Source organism: Mycobacterium cookii, from assembly GCF_010727945.1.
Taxonomy (GTDB): Bacteria; Actinomycetota; Actinomycetes; order Mycobacteriales; family Mycobacteriaceae; genus Mycobacterium; species Mycobacterium cookii.
This window is the reverse complement of the sequence record NZ_AP022569.1, coordinates 78,348-97,801: the sequence shown is the minus strand read 5'-3', so window position 1 is coordinate 97,801 and position 19,454 is coordinate 78,348. Positions and strand designations below refer to the sequence as shown.

Here is a 19,454-nt window from a genome sequence, read left to right as displayed (position 1 = left end):
CGAGCTGTCGTCCTCTGCGATCGAGTGGTGAGTACCGATCGTCAGGTTATCCCGGCCGGATCCGGGTCGCTGATCTGCGAGGTTTGTAAGCTGGCGGGCGTGATTGGCTGGCAGCCCGACGTCCTGCCCGGCTACTGGCAACTCAACATGCCGCTGGGCGACGACCCCGACGGCGAGGGCGCCATCGACGCCACGCTGTTGCGCCGCGGCAGTGCTGATGGCGCCGGAGGCGCCGACCACGCCGTCCTGGCCGTGCACGGCTACACCGATTACTTCTTCCACACGGCGCTGGCCGATCACTTCGACAGCCGCGGGATCGCCTTTTACGCGCTGGACCTACGCAAATGCGGGCGCTCGTCGCGCGAGGGGCAGACTCCGCATTTCACCACTGATCTGGCGCGCTACGACACCGAGCTCGAACGCGCACTACAGATCATCGGTCAGGAGACCGGTTCGGCACGGGTGCTGGTGTACGGCCATTCCGCCGGTGGGCTGATCGTCTCGCTATGGCTGGACCGGATGCGCCGCCGCGGCACTATCGCGAGCATGGGCGTGGCCGGTCTGGTGCTGAACAGCCCCTTCCTGGATCTGCCCGGCCCGATGGCGCTGCGGTGGACGGCGACCGCTGCGGTGATCGGCACGGTCGCCTGGTTCGGCGACAAACGAGTCGCCCGCTCCCCCAACGAGGGTGGCGGTGGCTACGGCGCCAGCCTGCACCGCGACTACCACGGCGAGTTCGACTACAACCTGCAGTGGAAACCGTTGGGCGGCTTCCCCATAACGTTCGGTTGGCTGTCAGCGGTGCGACGCGGGCAGGCACGGCTGCATCGCGGCCTCGACGTGGGCGTGCCCAACCTGATCCTGCGTTCAGATCGCAGCGTGACCGAGTCCGAAGACGCCGTTGCCCTGCAATGCGGTGACGCGGTGCTCGACGTCAAGCACATCGCGCGGTGGGCCGGTTGCATCGGCAACCGCACCACCATCGTTCCGGTAGCCGACGCCAAGCACGATGTGTTCTTGTCGATGCCGCAACCGCGGAAGGTCGCCTATCAGCAGCTAGATACCTGGCTGGACGACTACCTCGGCGCGGCTTCCGACGTCGCATCCCAAAACGGCTGAAGGGCTACCCGATGGAAAGCTACGACCTCGCGATCATCGGAACCGGTTCCGGCAACAGCATTCTCGATGACCGCTACGCGAAGAAGCGAGTGGCGATCTGCGAGCAGGGAACCTTCGGCGGGACGTGTCTCAACGTCGGCTGCATTCCGACCAAGATGTTCGTCTACGCCGCCGAAGTCGCCGAAACGGTCCGCAACGCAGCGCGGTACGGCATCGACGCGCACATCGACCGGGTGCGCTGGGACGACATCGTCTCGCGTGTGTTCGGCCGCATCGACCCGATCGCGATCGGCGGTGAGGATTACCGGCGCGCCCAACCCAACGTCGACGTCTACGACCGGCACACCCGGTTCGCCGCGGTACAGGACGACGGCCGCTATCTGCTGCGCACCGACGACGGTGACGAATTCACCGCTGAAAAGGTGGTGATCGCCGCGGGCGCGCGGCCGGTGATTCCGCCCGCAATCCTGGATTGCGGCGTGCGCTACTACACCAGCAACGACATCATGCGACTGCCGGAACTGCCGAAACACCTGGTGATCGTCGGCGGCGGCTTCGTGGCATGCGAATTCGCGCACATCTTCTCCTCGCTCGGTGTGCGGATCACGATGGTCATCCGCGGCGGCTCGCTGCTACGCCACTTGGACGACACCCTGTCGCGGCGGTTCACCCGTATCGCGTCGAGCAAATGGGAAGTGCGCAGCCACCGCAACATCCTCGGCTCACACGAGAACCGCTCCGGCATCGTGCTGGAACTCGACGACGGCTCGGAACTGCAGGCCGACGCCGTGCTGGTGGCCACCGGTCGACGCTCCAACGGCGATCAGCTGGATGCCGAAAAAGCCGGTATCGAGCTCGACGACCGGCAGGTCGTCGTCGACGAGTACCAACGAACCACCGCCCGAAACGTATTCGCACTCGGCGATGTGTCGTCGCCCTACGAGCTCAAGCACGTCGCGAATCACGAAGCGCGAGTAGTACAGCGGAATCTGCTGTGCGATTGGGACGACACCGAAACGATGGTGGCCACCGATCACCGCTACGTGCCCGCTGCGGTGTTCACCGATCCGCAGATCGCCTACATCGGGTTGACCGAGAACGAGGCTGTCGCACAGGGTTTCGATGTGTCCTGCAAGATTCAGGACTACGCCGACGTCGCCTACGGCTGGGCCACCGAAGACACCACCGGCATCGTCAAACTCGTCGCGGACACCGCGACCGGCCGACTGCTCGGCGCGCACATCATGGGACAGCAGGCCTCGTCGATCATTCAGCCGTTGATTCAGGCGATGACCTTTGGCCTGCCCGCGGCGGAGATTGCGCGCGGCCAGTACTGGATCCACCCGGCGCTGCCGGAAGTCGTCGAAAACGCTTTGCTGGGATTGTCTGACTGACGGCGCGACGCGTCAGGCGGCGCCGGACGCCGATGCCGCGTCCGGTTTGCTGTCGTGCGACCACAGGTGACCACACCCAGGGCACTGCAGGTGCAGCAGCCAGCCCTGATTGCTGAGCAAATATTGCCAGTGCACGTCACAATTCCGGTTGCGCCGGCAGTCGCCGCAGCCGATGCCGGAGGTGCATTGCGGGCAGTTGAACCAGGCGCGGCGAGCCCGGTCGGCGGTCGGATCAATCGGAAACACGGCCCGCCACCTGGTCTGGAAGCACCCCGGCAGCCACCAGCTCGTCGTAGATCTTCTGCTGTTCGTCGTCGAGGTTGGAGTAGAGCATCGCGGATGCGCGCTGCTCCTCGGCCAGCACCGCCACCGGGTCCCAGTCCGGTCCGATCGCCTCGAGGACGGCGGCACGCCGGCGCGCTTCGTCAAGGGTGAGGTCGTACGCGAATGTCAAGCGGTCAGGCTCCCCCACTGCACATCTCTTTCTGCACGGAATACCGATAGAGACGTCAGGGTCAGCCATGCACGTCGCGGCCGGCAATGTCGTCGGTCACAATCCGCGGTTGAGATGGGTCACAGTGTTGGCTCCCTCGGCGACCCCTCGCGGTGTAGAACTGAGCTCATGGGCCGCTCACATGGCAAGGCTCCACACTCATGACGGTGTTCGGCCGTGCATGAGTTGTCGCTGTGTGAGGCGATCGCCGGAGTGGTCCGGCCGTATGCCGACGGTCGGCACGTGGACGTGGTGCGCGTCCGGATCGGCGCGCTGCGGCAGGTTGTTCCCGAGTCGCTGTCATTTTGCTGGACGCTCGTCCGCGACTACGAGGACATGCCCGAAGCGGAGTTGGAGCTCGAATTCGTCACCGCCGAGGTGAGCTGCCGCGGCTGCGGGCGAGAGTCGACGATCACGTCGCAATGGTCGTTGCTGTGTGCGCACTGCGGCAGCGCTGACGTCAAGGTGCTGCGCGGCGACGAGTTTCTGGTGACGTCGTTGGATGTCTCGTGAAAGGTATCGGGCATGGGTAGATTCCATCGGCACGACGACGGCACGACGCATACCCACGATCACGGCGATCACCCTCATGACCACGGCGATCACAGCGGCTACCACACCGGCACCCAGCGCATCGACGTGCTCGAGGCGATCTTCGCCGAGAACGACGTTCGCGCCGATTACAACCGAAAAGCATTCAACGACAACGGCGTTCGGGCAATCAACCTGATGAGTTCACCAGGTTCCGGTAAGACGACCGTGCTGCAAGCCACGCTCGACGAATTCGCCGGCGACATCGGCCTCGGGGTGATCGAGGGCGACATCGCCACCGACCTCGATGCCGCCAAGCTCGGCGGCAGAGGCGCCCAGATATCCCTGCTGAACACCGGTAACGGATTCGGCGGCGAATGTCACCTCGACGCACCCATGGTCAACCGCGCGCTGCAAGGACTGGATCTGGCCGACCTCGACCTGGTGATCATCGAAAACGTCGGAAACCTGGTGTGCCCGGCCGAGTTTGACGTCGGTGAACATGCCAAAGCGATGGTGTATTCGGTCACCGAAGGTGACGACAAACCGCTGAAATACCCGGTGATGTTCCGCGCGGTCGACGTGGTGCTGCTCAACAAAATCGACCTGGTGCCGTATCTGGATGCCGACGTCGACTCGTACATCGCCCGGGTGCGTGAGGTGAATGCGACGACGAAGATTTTGCCAATCAGTGCCCGCACCGGTGTCGGCATGACCGAGTGGTTCGACTGGCTGCGCCAGTTCATGGCACGCGCAGCGACCTGATAGGCGACAGACGCTTTCCGGAGCACAAACTGCTATTCGGCCGGTAATCGGTTGAACCCCAACAGATGCAACTGATTTGCAAGACGCTGCGACTGCTGCTCATGGCCTCGTACCAGAGCCGGCCGACAAGGGCTGACAATACGCCGGGGCTGAACGGAATCAGACCGGAATCCGGAATCCCGTACAGAGTCTCCGGATTTGCCAGAACTTTCGTTGACAAGCAAGTTCGGCGAGAGTAAACCCAGAACCACGCGCCGCGTAAGCGGGCCGATCGTCGACTCCCGCGGTGCCAGGGACCTTAGCCCGGGCCCGGAAAGCTGCGCTATGCCAACGGAAGCAGCAGTCAAAGCAGAAGAAACCTTGATCCACGTGCTGTGGATCAATGCGGGCCTCAGTTGCGATGGCGATTCTGTGGCGCTGACTGCCGCCACCCAACCCAGTATCGAGGAGATTGCGCTGGGCGCACTCCCCGGTCTGCCCAAAGTCGCCGTGCACTGGCCGCTGATCGACTTCGAGTGCGGCCCCACCGGCGGGGCCGACGATTTCCTCGAGTGGTTCTTCAAGGCCGACCGCGGTGAGCTCGAGCCGTTCGTGCTCGTCGTGGAAGGTTCGATTCCCAACGAGGCGATCAAGAACGAGGGGTATTGGTGCGGTTTCGGGAACGACCCGGCCACCGGACAGCCGATGACGACCAGTGAGTGGCTCGACCGGCTCACCCCGAAAGCGACGGCGGTGGTCGCGGTGGGGACCTGCGCCACCTACGGCGGCATCCACGCGATGGCCGGTAACCCGACCGGCGCGATGGGCGTACCCGATTACCTCGGCTGGGAGTGGAAGAGCAAGGCCGGGATCCCGATCGTCTGCGTCCCGGGGTGCCCGATCCACCCCGACAACCTGTCGGAAACACTCACGTATCTGCTCTACATGGCCACCGGGCAAGCGCCGATGATCCCACTCGACGACGCGCTGCGCCCACAGTGGTTGTTCGGCAACACGGTGCACGAAGGGTGCGACCGGGCCGGCTACTACGAGCAGGGCGACTTCGCCACCGAGTACGGATCACCGAAATGCATTGTCAAACTTGGCTGCTGGGGCCCAGTCGTCAAATGCAACGTACCCAAGCGAGGCTGGATCAACGGCATCGGCGGCTGCCCGAACGTCGGTGGGATCTGCATCGGATGCACCATGCCCGGGTTCCCGGACAAGTTCATGCCGTTCATGGACGAGCCGCCGGGCGGCAAGGTCTCCACTACCGCATCGGGGCTGTACGGCTCGGTGATCCGCAGCCTGCGCGGCATTACCAACCGCACTCTGGACAAGGAGCCGCGCTGGCGGCACAAGGGCGACACACTCACGACCGGCGCACGCCGCACATGGTGAAGCGTGATCTCAATTCCAAGCTAGGGAGCCAAGTTCGATGACAACGATCATCCCCCAGCCGTCTCACGCGAAGCGCGAGCCCGGCCAATTAGTCGAAATGGCCTGGGATCCGATTACCCGGATCGTGGGCAGCCTCGGCATCTACACCAAGATCGACTTCGAAAACCGCGAGGTGGTCGAGTGTCACAGCACGTCGTCGATCTTCCGCGGCTACTCGATTTTCATGAAGGGCAAAGATCCGCGCGACGCGCACTTCATCACCAGCCGAATCTGCGGTATTTGCGGAGACAATCACGCCACCTGTTCGTGCTATGCGCAGAACATGGCTTACGGGGTCAAACCGCCGCATCTGGGTGAATGGATTGTCAACCTCGGCGAAGCCGCGGAATACATGTTCGACCACAACATCTTTCAGGAGAACCTGGTCGGCGTGGACTTCTGCGAGAAGATGGTCGCCGAGACCAATCCGGGTGTGCTGGCCAAAGCCGAGAACACCGCTGCCCCGCACGCCGGCGAACACGGGTACAAGACCATCGCCGACATCATGCGATCGCTGAACCCGTTCAGCGGGGAGTTCTATCGTGAGGCGCTCGCAGTCAGCCGGTGGACGCGAGAGATGTTCTGTCTCATGGAAGGTCGCCACGTACACCCGTCCACGCTGTACCCCGGCGGGGTCGGCACCGTCGCGACCATTCAGCTGATGACCGACTACATGACGCGGCTGATGCGCTACGTCGAGTTCATGAAGAAGGTCGTGCCCATGCACGACGATCTCTTCGACTTCTTCTACGAGGCGCTGCCCGGCTACGAGAAGGTCGGCCTGCGCCGCACGCTGCTCGGCTGCTGGGGTTCGTTCCAAGACCCCGACGTGTGCAACTTCGAGTACAAGGACATGGAGCGCTGGGGTAACGCCATGTTCGTCACCCCGGGCGTGGTCGTCGACGGCAAGCTCGTCACCCATTCGCTGGTCGACATCAACCTCGGCATCCGGATCCTTTTGGGTAGTTCGTATTACGACGACTGGACCGAGCAGGAGATGTTCGTCAAGACCGATCCGCTGGGTAATCCGGTGGACCGGCGGCATCCATGGAACCAGCACACCAACCCCCATCCGCAGAAGCGGGAAATGGACGGCGGCAAGTACAGCTGGGTGATGTCGCCGCGCTGGTTCGACGGCAAGGATCACCTGGCCCTGGACACCGGCGGCGGGCCGCTGGCCCGGCTGTGGTCGACCGCGTTGGCAGGCCTGGTCGACATCGGCTACGTCAAGGCGACCGGCCATTCGGTGCAGATCAACCTGCCCAAGACCGTGCTCAAGGGGCCGGTCGAATTCGAGTGGAAGATTCCCGAGCACGGCAGCAACACGATCGAGCGTGACCGGGCCAGGACGTACTTCCAGGCCTACGCCGCCGCATGCGCACTGCACTTCGCCGAGAAAGCGTTGGCGGAGATCCGCGCCGGGCGTACCAAGACGTGGGAGAAGTTCGACGTACCCAAGGACGGTATCGGGTGCGGATTCACCGAGGCTGTGCGCGGAGTGCTGAGCCACCACATGGTCATCCGGGACGGCAAGATCGCCAACTACCACCCGTACCCGCCTACCCCGTGGAATGCCAACCCGCGCGACAGCTTTGGCACGCCGGGACCGTACGAGGACGCGGTGCAGGGGCAGCCGATCTTCGAGGAGAACGACCGGGAACACTTCAAGGGCATCGACATCATGCGCACGGTGCGCAGCTTCGACCCCTGTCTGCCCTGTGGTGTGCACATGTATCTGGGCAAGGGCAAAACGCTGGAACGGCTGCATTCACCGACGCAAGCGGCAACCGGGGAGTGATGCATGGCTGATCGCCCTGAGGAGTTGGCGGGGGAAGCACAGTGGCGCTCGGCGGGTGATCGGATCCAGACGCTGTTGGACGCGACGTCGACCGGCGGGGCGGCGGCACGGGAGCGCGCCGAGCAGTTGGTCCGCGAAGTAGTCGACCTCTACGGGGCGGGTCTGGCCCGGGTCGTAAGCACCATCGCTGATCAGACCGACTCCGGCATGCTGGACCGTCTGGTCGCCGACGACTTGGTGGCCAGCCTGCTGCTCGTGCACGGCCTGCACCCGCACGACGTACATCGCCGGGTTGGCGATGCACTCGACCAGGTCCGGCCCTATCTGGGCTCGCATGGCGGCGATGTGCACCTGCTCGACATTGTCGGTGAGACCGTGCGACTGGAGTTCGCCGGCAGTTGTCAGAGCTGCCCGTCATCGGCGGTGACGCTGGAGCTTGCTGTCGAAGACGCGATTCGGGCCGCCGCGCCGGAGATTTCGTCGATCGAACTGGTCACGCCCGACACCACGTCGGCGGTGATCCCCGCGGATTCGCTGCTGGCTCAACTTCATTCCCGTGGGCAGCCCAGCGGCGGGGCCGCCTGGCACCCAGTGCCCGACCTGGCCGACCTGGCTCCCGGCGAAGTCGGCGGCTTCGCGGTCGGCGGCGTCGTGGTGCTGGCCTGCCGGGTCGGCGACGAGTTGTACGCCTACCGTGACCACTGCCCCGCCTGCGACGGATCGCTGGCGGGCGCGGCGCTGCACCGGCGACTCGCGGGTGGGGATCCGGTGCTGCGGTGTCCGCGCTGTCGCGCCCACTTCGACGTCGTGCACGCCGGGGCCGGGCTCGACGACGACGCGCATCACCTCGATCCCATCCCGCTGCTGTTGCGCGACGGCGTGCTGTCGCTAGCCGTGCCCGCCGAGCCGATGGGGGCGTCGGCATGAGCACCCCGTACGACGTCCTGACCCGCATCACCGGCAATCGGCGCGCGCCGCAACCGATGGGTGAACGATGCGAAATGTGTTCCGAGGCCATCGCCGAAGAGCACCAGCATGTGGTGAATGTGGCTGCACGACAACTCATGTGCGTGTGTCGGGGCTGCTATCTGTTGTTCACCGACAGCCACGCGCAGCTGCGCTACCGCGCGGTTCCGGACCGCTACCTGTCTTTTCCCGACTTCGCGCTGGATCGACTCAGCTGGGAAGGGCTGCAGATCCCGGTCGGCCTGGCCTTCTTCTTTCGCAACTCGGCGCTGGATCGCACGGTCGCGTTCTACCCGGGGCCGGCAGGGGCAACCGAATCCGAACTGGACCTCGCGGCCTGGAACGCGATCAGCGCGGCCGACCCTCGGGTAGGGCTGCTCACCGACGACGTCGAGGCGCTGCTGGTGCGAGTGAGCCCCGACGAACAACCCGTGTGCTTCCTGGTCCCGATCGACGCCTGCTACGAATTCGTCGGGGGGCTGCGGATGCTGTGGCGCGGCTTCGACGGAGGCCAGGACGCACGCGAATACATCGACAACTTCTTTGCCGCCCTGGCCGAACGCAGCGAGGAGCGGCGTCTATGACGACTGGCCCAGGCACCTCTTTCACCGTCATCGACGTGACGCCCGAGCCGTATGCCGTCACCCCGACGCTGACCGCACGCATCGGCGTCTCGGTAGCCGGCGACGAGCCGGTGCATGCGATCGCCTTACGCTGCCAGATTCGCATCGACCCGTTGCGACGCGGCTATTCCGACGACGAGGCCGCTGCATTGACCGATCTGTTCGGGCCGCGGGAACGCTGGGCAACCACGCAGCACACGTTTCTCTGGCAGCATTGCGCGGCGATGGTCCCGGGCTTCACCGACACCACCGAGGCCGTGCTGCGGTTGGAGTGCACCTACGACTTCGAGGTCACGGCGGCCAAGTATCTGCACGCGTTGCGGTCCGGGTCGATCCCACTCCAGTTCTTGTTCAACGGAACGATTTTCACGGCGGGCCAGCACGGATTCTCGGTCCAGCAGATACCGTGGGACTGCGAGGACCGCTACGACATGGCGGTGTCGGTGTGGCGGGATCTGATCGGCCAGCACTACCCGAACAGCGGCTGGCTGCGGTTGGGCCACGACACCCTGGCCGCACTGAGCGCTTATAAATCCGCCCGCGGACACCTGGGTCTCGACGACGCTGTGACGGAGCTGCTGGCCCAGGCTCGCGAGGAGGTTCGATGACCGCGAACTGGGACCGGGCCCGCGCCGTCGCCGACGCCGTGCTCTACGAGGGCTACCTGCTCTACCCGTACCGCGCGTCGTCGTGCCGGAACCAATCACGTTGGCAGTGGGGCGTTGTGAGTCCTGCCGGCGCGGCCGCGGCAGGGATCGGCGAGGACGACACCATCGCAGCGCAGTTTCTCGTCGACGGAGCGCGGGCGATCACCTTGACGGTGCGTTTCCTGCAACTCCAGCACCGCCGCGCCGAGCGCGACGCCGGCGGCGGGCGCTACGAACCCGTCGACGAGCTGATCACACCGACCGGTTCGTGGCTGACGTGGGACGAGGCCGTCGAGATTGAAGAGTCCTTCGGCCCTGTTGCGTTCGACGGTGCGGCCGAAGCATGGACGCTGTCGTTATCCGCCCCGGCAGCAACCGTTATCGAACCGGTCGAAGGCGGTCGACTGGTTCGGCAGCGGCAGGAGGTGAACGCCACATTGACGGTACGGGTGGAGTCGGACGCTGGGTTGGATCGTGTATCGGTATGCGTCACCAACACCGGCGCTGCCGCCGTCGACAAAGGCGATGCGATCGCGCGGTCGCTGATCGGCACCCATGTCATCGCGGAAGCCATTGGCGGCGAGTTTGTTTCGCTCCTCGAGCCGCCACCGTCCGCGAGCGACGCGGTGTCGCGATGCAGCCGGCATCGCTGCTTCCCGGTGCTGGCCGGTGCGCCCGGTAGTACCGATCTGCTGTTGATCTCCCCGATCATTCTGTACGACCACCCCGAGGTCGCTGAGCAGAGCGAGACCGCCTTATACGACTGTACCGAGATCGACGAGATCCTCACGCTGCGCGTGCTGACGATGACCGACGACGAGAAGGCGCAGGCCCGGGCGACCGATCCGCTGGCCGCACAGATCATCGACCGGTGCGAGTCGATGTCCCCGGAGGCCATGACGCGGCTGCACGGCGCACTGCGTGACCCACGTGAGCCCGCGGGTCTCATTCCAGAGATACCCGACGGCGTCGACTGGTGGGATCCGCTGGCCGACAACGCAGTACAACCCGACATCGACGCCGTGTTGGTGAACGGTGTCCGAGTCGCACGGGGCAGTCGCGTGCGTCTGCATCCGGCGCGCCGCGCCGACGCGCAGGACCTGTTCTTCGCGGAGAAGACAGCTCGTGTCACCTCGATCCACGAAGACGTCGACGGCAACCAACACGTCGGTGTCGTCGTCGAAGACGATCCGGCCGCCGACCTGCACGAGTGGTACGGCCGCTATCTGTACTTCTCCCCCGACGAAGTCGAGCCACTGGAAACCAGCACAACAGAAGGGAGTTCGACATGGAGGTCGTAGGATGGGTGTTCATCGGCATCTTGGCGATGATCACACTGGCCGGAGTCGTGGTAGGGCTGATATCCCTCCCAGATGCACGGCGGTATCTCAAGATCCGGCACATGTAACGGCGCCAGTGCGCATCCTGGTAGCCGGCATCGGCAATATCTTCCTCGGCGACGACGGGTTCGGCTCCGAGGTGGTCCGGCACGTCCCGGTCCAGCAGGACAATTCGGGCGTGCGGGTTGTCGACTACGGCATTGCGGGCATGCATCTGGCTTACGACTTGCTCGACGACTGGGACGCGCTGGTCATCGTCGACGCCATACCCAGCCGGGGCAACCCGGGCGCACTGCACATTTTCGAGGCCGACCACGAATCAGATTCGACGACTGCCACTCTGGACTGTCACAGCATGGACCCCGCCGCGGTGTTCGCCAGCCTGCGGGCACTGGGTGGCACACCGCCCTACACGGTGGTCGTCGGCTGCGAGGCCGGCAGCGTCGACGAGGACATCGGACTCACCGAGGCCGTCGCGCGCGCCGTGCCACGGGCCGTCCACGCGGTCACGGAGGTCATCGCGGGCTTGCGGTCACGATCGCCAGCGGTCGAACGGCAGGGCTGAACCATGTGTCTGGGCATACCCGGCCAAGTCGTCGAGATGGTGGAGGGCTACGAAGGGCAACTCGCGCTCGTCGACGTCGCCGGGCAGCAGCGCAAAGTCAATGTCGGCATGCTGCCCGAGGAAACGTTCGCACCCGGTGACTGGGTGATCATCCACATGGGTTTCGTCGTCGACAAGACAGACCGAGCCGGTGCCGAGGAAGCGATGGCCGGTCTGGAGTTGATGGGTTCGGGTCGCGACGATGACTGACACGCTGGTCCAATTCGATTCCGTGCGAAAGCATTGCAAAGTAACCGGTGTTGTTCAAGGGGTGGGTTTTCGTCCGTTCGTGCACCGGCTCGCCACCGAGCTCGGGCTCGGCGGCTTCGTCGGCAACGACTCGGGCGCGGTCTTTCTCGAAGTGCAGGGACCAAGCGCACGCGTCGACGAATTCGTACGACGACTGCGCGCCGAGGCACCGCCGTTGGCAGCGGTCGGTGCTGTCTCTGCCGTCGATGTCGCCGCCGATCGCGGCTCCGACAGCACCTTTCGTATCGTGGAGAGCACCACGGCCGGCGGCGCCACCACCCCGATTCCACCCGACATCGCCGTGTGTGACGACTGCGTTGCCGAGTTGTTCGACCCCGGCGACCGCCGCCACCGGCACCCGTTTGTGACGTGCACCAACTGCGGTCCGCGGTTCACCATCATCCGAGCCTTGCCCTACGACCGTCCGACGACCACCATGTCGACATTCACCATGTGCGAGCGGTGCGCCACCGAATACCGCGACCCGGTCAACCGCCGTTTTCACGCGCAGCCGATCGCCTGCCCGGACTGCGGACCGTCGCTGTGGTTCACCACGGGGGCCGGACGCGTCGACGGATCCGACGCCGCGATCGGTGCCACCCAACGCGCGCTGGCAGCAGGCGCGGTCGTCGCGATCAAGGGTATCGGCGGCTATCACCTGGCCTGTGGAGTCCACGACGATGCGGCGGTCGGAGCGCTGCGCGCACGAAAAGCGCGGGGCGCCAAGCCGTTCGCCGTGCTGGTGCGCGATCTCGCGGTCGCGCGGCGCTACGCGGATATTGATGAGACTGAAGCCGCGGTGTTGTCGAGTGCGGCCCGGCCGATCGTGTTGCTGCGGCGCCGTCACGACGCGCCGATCGCCGACGCCGTCGCGCCCGGCAACCCGCTGATCGGTCTGATGTTGCCGTACTCGCCGATCCATCACCTCTTGCTCGCCGCTGTCCCGCACATCGACGCCCCGATTCCCGACGCGGTCGTGCTGACCAGCGCCAACCGCTCCGATGAGCCCATCTGCTTCACCGAAGACGATGCCGCGCAGAGACTTCCACCCTTGTGCGATGCCGTCCTCGACCACGACCGGCCGATCCACGTGCCCTGCGACGACTCGGTCGTGCGTGTCGTTGACAGCCGCGAACTGCCGATCCGCCGATCCCGCGGCTACGCGCCGCTGCCGGTAGCCCTCGACTGCGACGGGCCGTCGGTGCTGGCCGTCGGCGGCGAACTGAAGAACACCTTCTGTCTCACCGACGGTGCACGGGCCTACATGTCCGGCCACGTCGGCGACATGGCGACGCTGGAGACTTTGCAGGCGTTCGAGCGTGCGGTCGACCAGCTCAGCGAAATCCGGCAGCAGCCGGCACGATTGGCCGCAGACCTTCATCCCGGATATCACACCCGCAGCTGGGCCGAGCGCCACGCCGGCGATCGGCCACTCGACCTGATTCAGCATCACCACGCTCACGTGGTGTCACTGCTGGCCGAACACGGACGCATCGGTGAGCCGATCATCGGGGTCGCGTTCGACGGCACCGGCTACGGCTGCGATCACACGATCTGGGGCGGCGAGATCCTCCGACTCGGGCCCGAAAGCCACCGTTTCGCGCGAGTCGGACATCTGTTACCGGCACCGCTCCCGGGTGGCGATGCCGCCGTGCGCAATCCGTGGCGGATGGCGCTGGCCCAATTGCGGTTGGCCGACGTCGACTGGACACCGGATCTGCCCCCGGTTGCCGGGGCCACATCCGCCGAATTGCAGCTCACCCGTTCACAATTGGACAATAACGTCGGCTGCGTGCCGTGCTCCAGCATGGGCCGCCTGTTCGACGCCGTCGCGTCGCTACTGGGCGTGCGGCATCGGATCGACTACGAAGGCCAGGCCGCCATCGAGCTCGAGGCGCTGGCCGACTCGGTCGGCGACGCGGGCGGACCGCAGCTGCGACTAGCGGTACACGGCGACGGGATGATCGACCCCACCGGCATGGTGCGCACGATGGTGTCGGCCCTGCGTGCCGGTGTGCGACCGGCACTGCTGGCGGCTGAATTCCACCGTGCCGTCACGATCGCCGTCGCGGAGGTCGTCGCGCTGGTCGCCGGGCCGGTGCGGCTGGTGGGGCTGACCGGCGGGGTGTTCCAAAACGTTCTCCTGCTGCAGGGCTGCCGACAACGGTTGCAGCAGGCCGGATTCGAGGTACTCACGCATCAGACGGTCCCGCCCAACGACGGCGGGCTGGCGCTGGGTCAGGCCACCATCTCCCTGCTCACCGCACTGGACGAGGTCGCGTCATCATGACGTCCACTGCGATCGATCGCGGCCTCGACACCGAACTGGCCGCTGATCTGGCCGGGGCGGCGTTCACATTGGCCAAGCGGTTCGCGGCGGGCGCGACGATGTGGTCTATCGCGCCGTCGTGGGAGCCGCATGCACAGCACATCGCGGTGGAGTTCGTGCATCCGGTCATCATGGGAAAGCGCGCGTTGCCGGCCGTCGCGTTGACCGGACCCGAGCTCGTGGATCTAGTGCGGGTGTCGGTGCGGCCCGGCGACATCGTTGTCGCGGTGTCCGGCGCGGACGACGCGCAGGTGCGTTCGGTGATGCGCCGCAGCCCGGCATGGGGGGCCACCACGATCTGGATCGGCAGCGGAGAGCGGCCCGATGCCGGCATGGCCGATCACGTTCTGTGGCTGGACGATCCCGATCCGCGGGTACCGGCGACGGGTGGCTTCGTGCTGTTCTATCACCTGCTGTGGGAGCTCACCCATGTGTGTTTCGAACACTCCGGGTTGCTCACGACGCCGCAGTGCACCGAGGACGTGTGCGTCACATGTAGCGACGAGGGACGCCTTGGTGAGGTGGTGACGGCGTCGGCCGACGGGACGGCCGTGGTGCGCACCGCGCGAGGCCTCGAGGACGTGGTGACGACACTGGTCGAGCCGGTCGGTGCGGGCGAGTTGGTCGTTGTGCACGCCGGGACGGCGATCAGCCGGGTCGAGGGGGACAAATGAGTCAAGACGAGCCGACTAACTTCCTGTATCCGTTCATCGATGCGCAGCAGGAGAATCCGGAGTCGCTGCTTGCCGATCTCGCCGCGTCGGCGCAGGCGAAGGCCGCCGAAAGCCTGGCGCTGCGGCGCAGCACGCTCGACGCGAACGCCGCGCTGCTGGAGGAGGCCGCCGCGCAGCTGGCCGCCCGCTTCGCGGCCGGAGGCCGACTGTTCACCTTCGGAAACGGTGGCAGCTGCACCGATTCCGCGACGTTGGCCGCCTTGTTCTCCCGCCCGCCGACCGGAAAGCCGCTACCCGCATGGTCATTGTCGGCCGATCAGGCGATCGTCACCGCACTGGGCAACGACGTCGGCTTCGACCTGGTGTTCGCCCGCCAGTTGATCGCCCGCGCGAAGGCCGGTGACATCGCGATCGCAATGTCCACCAGTGGCAACTCGTCCAACCTGCTCGCCGCACTGGCCGAGGCGCGCCGGCGCGGTTTGTACACCATCGGTTTCGCCGGCTACGACGGTGGTGCCTTCGCGGACAACGCCGATGTGGACGTCTGCTTCGTGGTTCGCTCGCAGAGCGTGCATCGTATTCAGGAATCGCAGGCGCTGCTGAGTTACCAGCTGTGGCTGGCCACTCAAGACCGCGTTGCCGCTCAAGGTGTGGGGGTCGTATGAGCAAATCGACGGGTGAATACCTCTCGTCGGGGCCACAATTCGCCGAGGGTGAGGTCATCGAGCGGATCGAGGTGTTCCGCCGGCGTCGTCCCCGGTTGCTGGATGACCACGTCACGCTGGCGCATGGTGCGGGCGGCAAGGCCTCGGCGGCACTGGTGGACGCGGTATTCCTGGAGGCATTCCGCAACCCCTTGCTGGAGTCGCTCGGCGACGGCGCAATCCTCACCCTGCCCGGTGGTGAGCGACTGGCGATGTCAACCGATTCATTTGTGGTGCAGCCCAGGCGCTTCCCCGGCGGTTCGCTGGGAGAGCTCGCCGTGCACGGCACCTGCAACGACCTCGCCATGGCCGGTGCACTGCCCCAATGGATCTCGGCGGCGTTCGTTCTGGAAGAGGGTTTTCCGATCGACGAGCTCAAGCAGATCGCCGCCGACATGGCCGCCGCCGCGGTCGCAGCGGGCGTGCAGATCGTCACCGGCGACACCAAGGTGGTGCCCAGGGGCGCCGCCGACGGCATATTCATCACGACCACGGGCGCCGGTGTCATTCCTGCGGACCGCACATTTTCCGCGACGGCGGTACGCGCCGGCGACAAGCTCCTGCTGTCCGGGTCGATGGGCGATCACGGTATGGCGGTGATGCTCGCCCGGGGTGACCTCGCCATCGAGGCCGACATTCACTCCGACACCGCGAGTCTGTCCCCGCTGGTGGAATTGCTGATGGCGGCCGCGCCGTCGACCCGCTGGCTGCGGGATGCGACCCGGGGCGGGGTCGGAACGGTCTGCAACGAACTGGCTCAGTCATGCGGCCTCGGCGTGCTACTCGACGAGGAGCGGTTACCGGTGCAGCCCATGGTGAATGGCGCATGCGAGATGCTCGGCATCGATCCCCTCTACGTTGCCAACGAGGGCAAGTTCGTCGCCGTCGTCGCACCCGACGAAGCGGCGGCCGGCCTGGCCGCGCTGCGGTCACATCCGCTGGGCGCCGACGCGGCCGAGGTCGGCGAGATCGTCGCCGCGCCGGAAGAAACTGTTGTGTTGCGTACCGGATTCGGCGGCACCCGAATCGTCGACATGCTCGTCGGCGACCCACTACCGCGAATCTGCTGAGCTGAGAGAGGAGACCACCGATGTGCCTGGGGATTCCGGGCCGGATCGTTGAGATCACCGATCCGGCAAACTATTTGGCGAAGGTTGACGTCAGCGGGGTGCAGCGGACGATCAGTGTGCGACTGCTGGAAGACGACCTGCCCGAGCCCGACGACTGGGTTCTTGTCCATGTCGGCTTCGCGATGGCCAAGATCGACGAGACCGAGGCGCTGTTGACTCTGGCCGCCGTCAAGAAGCTCGGCGAGGCCTATACGACCGAGTTGGAAGCCTTCGACTCCTCGGCGATCGTCTAAGGGGGACGGTGATGAAATTCGTTGACGAATTCCGCGATCCGGCGGCAGCGCGCAAGCTGCTGACCGCCATCGCGCACTTGGCGGGCAACGGCCCCGACCACTTCAAGTTCATGGAGGTGTGCGGCGGGCACACCCACACCATCTACCGGCACGGCATCGAACACCTGCTGCCCGATAACGTCGAATTGGTGCACGGTCCCGGATGCCCGGTCTGCGTCATTCCGATGGGCCGCATCGACGACGCGATGTGGCTGGCCCGTCAGCCCGACGTGATCTTCACCTGCTTCGGCGACATGATGCGGGTCCCAGGCTCCGGCGGCAGCCTGCTCGACGCCAAAGCGCGTGGCGCGGATGTGCGGTTCGTCTATTCGCCGCTGGATGCGCTCAAGATCGCCGTCGAGAAACCGGATAAGCACGTGGTGTTCTTCGCGATCGGATTCGAGACCACCGCACCGTCGACGGCGGTGACACTGGTGCGGGCACGCGAATTGGGTCTGCGCAATTTCAGCGTCTTCTGCAACCACGTCACGATCGTGCCGCCGATCAAGGCCATCCTGGAGTCACCGGACCTGCGGCTATCCGGCTTCATCGGCCCGGGACACGTGTCGACGGTGGTGGGCAACCGGCCATACCGGTTCGTCCCCGAGGTGTACCGAAAGCCGTTGGTCGTGGCCGGGTTCGAGCCGCTCGACATTCTCGCGTCGGTTGCCATGCTGCTGCGCCAGATCCGCGAAGGCCGCTGCGAGGTGGAGAACCAGTACAAGCGCGTGGTTCCCGAGGACGGCAACCCGGCCGCGCTGGCGCTGATGGGCAAGGTCTTCGCGCTGCGTCCACACTTCGAATGGCGCGGGCTCGGTTTCATCTCGCAGAGCGCGTTGCGGCTGCACGACGACTTCGCGGAGTTCGACGCCGAGCTGCGCTACGCGATGCCCGGCGTACGGGTCGCCGATCCGAAAGCATGCCAGTGCGGTGAGGTGCTGAAGGGTGTTCTGAAGCCTTGGGAATGCAAGGTTTTCGGTACCGCGTGCACCCCGGAAACTCCGATCGGGACGTGCATGGTGTCGCCCGAGGGAGCATGCGCGGCGTACTACAATTTCGGCCGCATGCACCGCGACGCCGCGAAGCTGGTGGGATCCTCCGGGCAGGCGTGACCATTGGACCCAGTCGACCGCGGGCCGGAGATGTTCGCCCGCTTCGCATATGCGCCCAACGCGCTGGGTTATTGCGGTCCACCGCTCGGAGCGACGTTGCGCGACGGCTCCGTCGACGAGGTGCGCGGCGCCGCGACGCAGTTTTCCGGCGCCTGGCCCTACCTGCAAGTGCTCGCGAAGATGACCGGCATCACCGACCCGCTGGACTACCGGCTCGTCGAGTCGTACTGGCTGGGCGGCGGAATCGGCCACGCGCTCGATCGCGATGAGTTCGTCGCTGAGCTGCTCGCCATCATCGGCCCCAAAGCCGGCCGCTACTGGGGGCACCTCACCGCGGACTTGGCATGCGAAGCCGCGGCCAATCACTGCTTCCACGTGTTCGGCGTCTATCCGTGGTCGCGACTGTTGAGTCGTGGCCTAGGCGAACAACCCTTGAACGTACTGGATAATTGCCGAATCACCTGGGGCACAGTCGTTTCCCGCAACGGTGACGAGCTCGAGGTGTCGTGTCGTCGCTTGGTGTGGGACGGACACACGCTGCGCCTGTCCGAGCCGTCCACGCGCCGGCTCGACGTCTGGGTCGACGGCTACAGCGCGCTGCCCGACGTGACCGTCGGAGAGGATGTCGCGATCCACTGGGACCGGCTATGCGGTCGATTGCAACCCGAGCAGATCCGCGCGCTGGACGACAGCACAACCCGGCAGCTGCACGTGACCAATCAGCGGCTGGAGCGGCCGGTGTCCCCTAGCGCCTGACACCGCGGGCATAGTCCGTGCAGGGTGAGACCGGCGCTCTCGGACAGCGTGAACGAGCTGCCCGCCATCGCGTGTTCCAACGCCGCGGCCAGTCGTCCTGCCGGAACTTCGATGATCGAGCCGCATTCCGTGCACACCGCGTGGTGGTGCGGATCGGCGGCCAAGCCGTAGGTGGTGACCCCGTTCTCGAGGGTCAGCGCATGCAGAACACCCTGCTCGACCAGGGTGGTCACCGTGCGATAGATCGTCGCCAAGTCCGGCGGGTGGTCGTCGGTCGGCAGGCACTCGTGCAGCCGGTGGTCGATCTCGGCAACCGATAGATGTCCGTGAACCGGCTCGAGCATCGCCAAGACCGCGATGCGGGAGGCCATCCGGCGCAGACCATGGGCCCGTAGCAACTCGCCGATTCGTTCGGTGACGACGGGATCCAAAGCCGAGGGGCTGGCCACCCGTCCAGTATCACGCAGTCGGCGGCCGGTTCGCAGCCATTGCCCGGATCGGTTACCCGGATGCCAGACTGACGTCGTGG

At 65.7% G+C, this 19,454-nt stretch carries 23 protein-coding genes; 20 read left to right on the top strand and 3 right to left on the bottom strand.

The annotated features are described in order from the left end of the window. Positions 1-99 precede the first annotated feature (99 nt). Together G6N27_RS00495 and mtr are read left to right on the top strand one after the other, a co-directional pair. Positions 100-1,119 (top strand): alpha/beta hydrolase, encoded by a 1,020-nt coding sequence (locus tag G6N27_RS00495; RefSeq protein WP_232064814.1) that lies wholly within the window; start codon positions 100-102, stop codon positions 1,117-1,119. An 11-nt stretch (positions 1,120-1,130) separates the two neighbouring features. Continuing rightward, on the top strand, positions 1,131-2,513 hold the full coding sequence (mtr, locus tag G6N27_RS00490) for a mycothione reductase (protein WP_163774344.1): 1,383 nt from the start codon (positions 1,131-1,133) through the stop codon (positions 2,511-2,513). 12 nt (positions 2,514-2,525) lie between these two features. Here the strand turns inward: mtr and G6N27_RS00485 are convergent, their stop codons facing one another. Together G6N27_RS00485 and G6N27_RS00480 are read right to left on the bottom strand one after the other, a co-directional pair. Continuing rightward, complete coding sequence (locus G6N27_RS00485) at positions 2,526-2,759, bottom strand: hypothetical protein (protein ID WP_163774342.1); 234 nt, start codon at positions 2,757-2,759, stop codon at positions 2,526-2,528. Next, entirely contained in the window at positions 2,746-2,967 is a 222-nt protein-coding gene (locus G6N27_RS00480; RefSeq protein WP_232064813.1) for a DUF6400 family protein, read from the bottom strand. Before G6N27_RS00480 ends, G6N27_RS00485 begins: the two co-directional genes overlap by 14 nt. A 216-nt stretch (positions 2,968-3,183) precedes the next feature. On the opposite strand from G6N27_RS00480, the gene G6N27_RS00475 reads away from it, so the two are divergent. The 18 genes from G6N27_RS00475 (at position 3,184) to G6N27_RS00395 (ending at position 18,925) form a co-directional block, all read left to right on the top strand. Next, positions 3,184-3,519: a hydrogenase maturation nickel metallochaperone HypA gene (locus tag G6N27_RS00475; RefSeq protein WP_163774338.1), complete on the top strand. Its 336-nt coding sequence runs from the start codon at positions 3,184-3,186 to the stop codon at positions 3,517-3,519. Positions 3,520-3,531: 12 nt separating this feature from the next. Further along, positions 3,532-4,302 carry a hydrogenase nickel incorporation protein HypB gene (gene hypB, locus G6N27_RS00470; protein WP_163774336.1) on the top strand — a complete coding sequence of 257 codons (771 nt, stop codon included), beginning with the start codon at positions 3,532-3,534 and terminating at the stop codon, positions 4,300-4,302. A 324-nt stretch (positions 4,303-4,626) separates the two neighbouring features. Further along, the gene (locus G6N27_RS00465) at positions 4,627-5,682 is read left to right on the top strand and encodes an NADH-quinone oxidoreductase subunit B family protein (protein ID WP_163774335.1); all 1,056 of its coding nucleotides are present in this window, start codon (positions 4,627-4,629) and stop codon (positions 5,680-5,682) included. Between the two features lie 37 nt (positions 5,683-5,719). After that, positions 5,720-7,519: a nickel-dependent hydrogenase large subunit gene (locus tag G6N27_RS00460; RefSeq protein ID WP_163774334.1), complete on the top strand. Its 1,800-nt coding sequence runs from the start codon at positions 5,720-5,722 to the stop codon at positions 7,517-7,519. Positions 7,520-7,522: 3 nt separating this feature from the next. Next, positions 7,523-8,446, top strand: a complete 924-nt coding sequence (locus G6N27_RS00455) for a NifU family protein (protein ID WP_163774332.1) — start codon at positions 7,523-7,525, stop codon at positions 8,444-8,446. Further along, positions 8,443-9,069, top strand: a complete 627-nt coding sequence (locus tag G6N27_RS00450; RefSeq protein WP_163774330.1) for a DUF5947 family protein — start codon at positions 8,443-8,445, stop codon at positions 9,067-9,069. The genes G6N27_RS00455 and G6N27_RS00450 overlap by 4 nt, the downstream gene beginning before the upstream one ends. After that, the gene (locus G6N27_RS00445; RefSeq protein ID WP_163774328.1) at positions 9,066-9,716 is read left to right on the top strand and encodes a DUF6084 family protein; all 651 of its coding nucleotides are present in this window, start codon (positions 9,066-9,068) and stop codon (positions 9,714-9,716) included. The genes G6N27_RS00450 and G6N27_RS00445 overlap by 4 nt, the downstream gene beginning before the upstream one ends. Beyond that, a complete protein-coding gene (locus tag G6N27_RS00440; RefSeq protein WP_163774325.1) occupies positions 9,713-11,056 on the top strand; it encodes a hypothetical protein in 1,344 nt (447 codons plus the stop codon). Before G6N27_RS00445 ends, G6N27_RS00440 begins: the two co-directional genes overlap by 4 nt. Continuing rightward, complete coding sequence (locus G6N27_RS25640; protein ID WP_372513045.1) at positions 11,044-11,163, top strand: DUF6893 family small protein; 120 nt, start codon at positions 11,044-11,046, stop codon at positions 11,161-11,163. The genes G6N27_RS00440 and G6N27_RS25640 overlap by 13 nt, the downstream gene beginning before the upstream one ends. A gap of 8 nt (positions 11,164-11,171) precedes the next feature. Further along, complete coding sequence (locus G6N27_RS00435; RefSeq protein ID WP_232064808.1) at positions 11,172-11,660, top strand: hydrogenase maturation protease; 489 nt, start codon at positions 11,172-11,174, stop codon at positions 11,658-11,660. Positions 11,661-11,663: 3 nt separating this feature from the next. Continuing rightward, positions 11,664-11,909, top strand: coding sequence for a HypC/HybG/HupF family hydrogenase formation chaperone (locus tag G6N27_RS00430; protein WP_163774316.1), 246 nt, complete (start codon positions 11,664-11,666; stop codon positions 11,907-11,909). Beyond that, positions 11,902-14,238, top strand: a complete 2,337-nt coding sequence (gene hypF / locus G6N27_RS00425; protein WP_163774315.1) for a carbamoyltransferase HypF — start codon at positions 11,902-11,904, stop codon at positions 14,236-14,238. The genes G6N27_RS00430 and hypF overlap by 8 nt, the downstream gene beginning before the upstream one ends. Next, positions 14,235-14,951: a hydrogenase assembly protein HupF gene (locus G6N27_RS00420; RefSeq protein ID WP_163774314.1), complete on the top strand. Its 717-nt coding sequence runs from the start codon at positions 14,235-14,237 to the stop codon at positions 14,949-14,951. Before hypF ends, G6N27_RS00420 begins: the two co-directional genes overlap by 4 nt. Beyond that, positions 14,948-15,616 carry a D-sedoheptulose-7-phosphate isomerase gene (locus G6N27_RS00415; protein ID WP_163774313.1) on the top strand — a complete coding sequence of 223 codons (669 nt, stop codon included), beginning with the start codon at positions 14,948-14,950 and terminating at the stop codon, positions 15,614-15,616. Before G6N27_RS00420 ends, G6N27_RS00415 begins: the two co-directional genes overlap by 4 nt. Beyond that, positions 15,613-16,725: a hydrogenase expression/formation protein HypE gene (gene hypE / locus G6N27_RS00410; protein ID WP_163774312.1), complete on the top strand. Its 1,113-nt coding sequence runs from the start codon at positions 15,613-15,615 to the stop codon at positions 16,723-16,725. Before G6N27_RS00415 ends, hypE begins: the two co-directional genes overlap by 4 nt. 20 nt (positions 16,726-16,745) lie before the next feature. Next, positions 16,746-17,018: a HypC/HybG/HupF family hydrogenase formation chaperone gene (locus G6N27_RS00405; protein ID WP_163774311.1), complete on the top strand. Its 273-nt coding sequence runs from the start codon at positions 16,746-16,748 to the stop codon at positions 17,016-17,018. A gap of 11 nt (positions 17,019-17,029) precedes the next feature. After that, the gene (hypD, locus tag G6N27_RS00400; protein ID WP_163774310.1) at positions 17,030-18,169 is read left to right on the top strand and encodes a hydrogenase formation protein HypD; all 1,140 of its coding nucleotides are present in this window, start codon (positions 17,030-17,032) and stop codon (positions 18,167-18,169) included. Between the two features lie 30 nt (positions 18,170-18,199). Next, entirely contained in the window at positions 18,200-18,925 is a 726-nt protein-coding gene (locus G6N27_RS00395; protein WP_163781139.1) for a DUF6390 family protein, read from the top strand. On the opposite strand, the gene G6N27_RS00390 is transcribed toward G6N27_RS00395, so the two are convergent. Continuing rightward, positions 18,889-19,374: a Fur family transcriptional regulator gene (locus G6N27_RS00390; RefSeq protein WP_163774309.1), complete on the bottom strand. Its 486-nt coding sequence runs from the start codon at positions 19,372-19,374 to the stop codon at positions 18,889-18,891. The two genes, G6N27_RS00395 and G6N27_RS00390, sit on opposite strands and share 37 nt — an antisense overlap. Positions 19,375-19,454: the final 80 nt, after the last annotated feature.

Bases quoted from the DNA above. Each gene is read 5' to 3' on its own strand.
- mtr (WP_163774344.1), top strand. From the start codon at position 1,131: ATGGAAAGCTACGACCTCGCGATCATCGGAACCGGTTCCGGCAACAGC.
- hypB (WP_163774336.1), top strand. From the start codon at position 3,532: ATGGGTAGATTCCATCGGCACGACGACGGCACGACGCATACCCACGAT.
- G6N27_RS00465 (WP_163774335.1), top strand. From the start codon at position 4,627: ATGCCAACGGAAGCAGCAGTCAAAGCAGAAGAAACCTTGATCCACGTG.
- G6N27_RS00460 (WP_163774334.1), top strand. From the start codon at position 5,720: ATGACAACGATCATCCCCCAGCCGTCTCACGCGAAGCGCGAGCCCGGC.
- G6N27_RS00455 (WP_163774332.1), top strand. From the start codon at position 7,523: ATGGCTGATCGCCCTGAGGAGTTGGCGGGGGAAGCACAGTGGCGCTCG.
- G6N27_RS00450 (WP_163774330.1), top strand. From the start codon at position 8,443: ATGAGCACCCCGTACGACGTCCTGACCCGCATCACCGGCAATCGGCGC.
- G6N27_RS00445 (WP_163774328.1), top strand. From the start codon at position 9,066: ATGACGACTGGCCCAGGCACCTCTTTCACCGTCATCGACGTGACGCCC.
- G6N27_RS00440 (WP_163774325.1), top strand. From the start codon at position 9,713: ATGACCGCGAACTGGGACCGGGCCCGCGCCGTCGCCGACGCCGTGCTC.
- G6N27_RS25640 (WP_372513045.1), top strand. From the start codon at position 11,044: ATGGAGGTCGTAGGATGGGTGTTCATCGGCATCTTGGCGATGATCACA.
- G6N27_RS00430 (WP_163774316.1), top strand. From the start codon at position 11,664: ATGTGTCTGGGCATACCCGGCCAAGTCGTCGAGATGGTGGAGGGCTAC.
- hypF (WP_163774315.1), top strand. From the start codon at position 11,902: ATGACTGACACGCTGGTCCAATTCGATTCCGTGCGAAAGCATTGCAAA.
- G6N27_RS00420 (WP_163774314.1), top strand. From the start codon at position 14,235: ATGACGTCCACTGCGATCGATCGCGGCCTCGACACCGAACTGGCCGCT.
- G6N27_RS00415 (WP_163774313.1), top strand. From the start codon at position 14,948: ATGAGTCAAGACGAGCCGACTAACTTCCTGTATCCGTTCATCGATGCG.
- hypE (WP_163774312.1), top strand. From the start codon at position 15,613: ATGAGCAAATCGACGGGTGAATACCTCTCGTCGGGGCCACAATTCGCC.
- G6N27_RS00405 (WP_163774311.1), top strand. From the start codon at position 16,746: ATGTGCCTGGGGATTCCGGGCCGGATCGTTGAGATCACCGATCCGGCA.
- hypD (WP_163774310.1), top strand. From the start codon at position 17,030: ATGAAATTCGTTGACGAATTCCGCGATCCGGCGGCAGCGCGCAAGCTG.
- G6N27_RS00395 (WP_163781139.1), top strand. From the start codon at position 18,200: ATGTTCGCCCGCTTCGCATATGCGCCCAACGCGCTGGGTTATTGCGGT.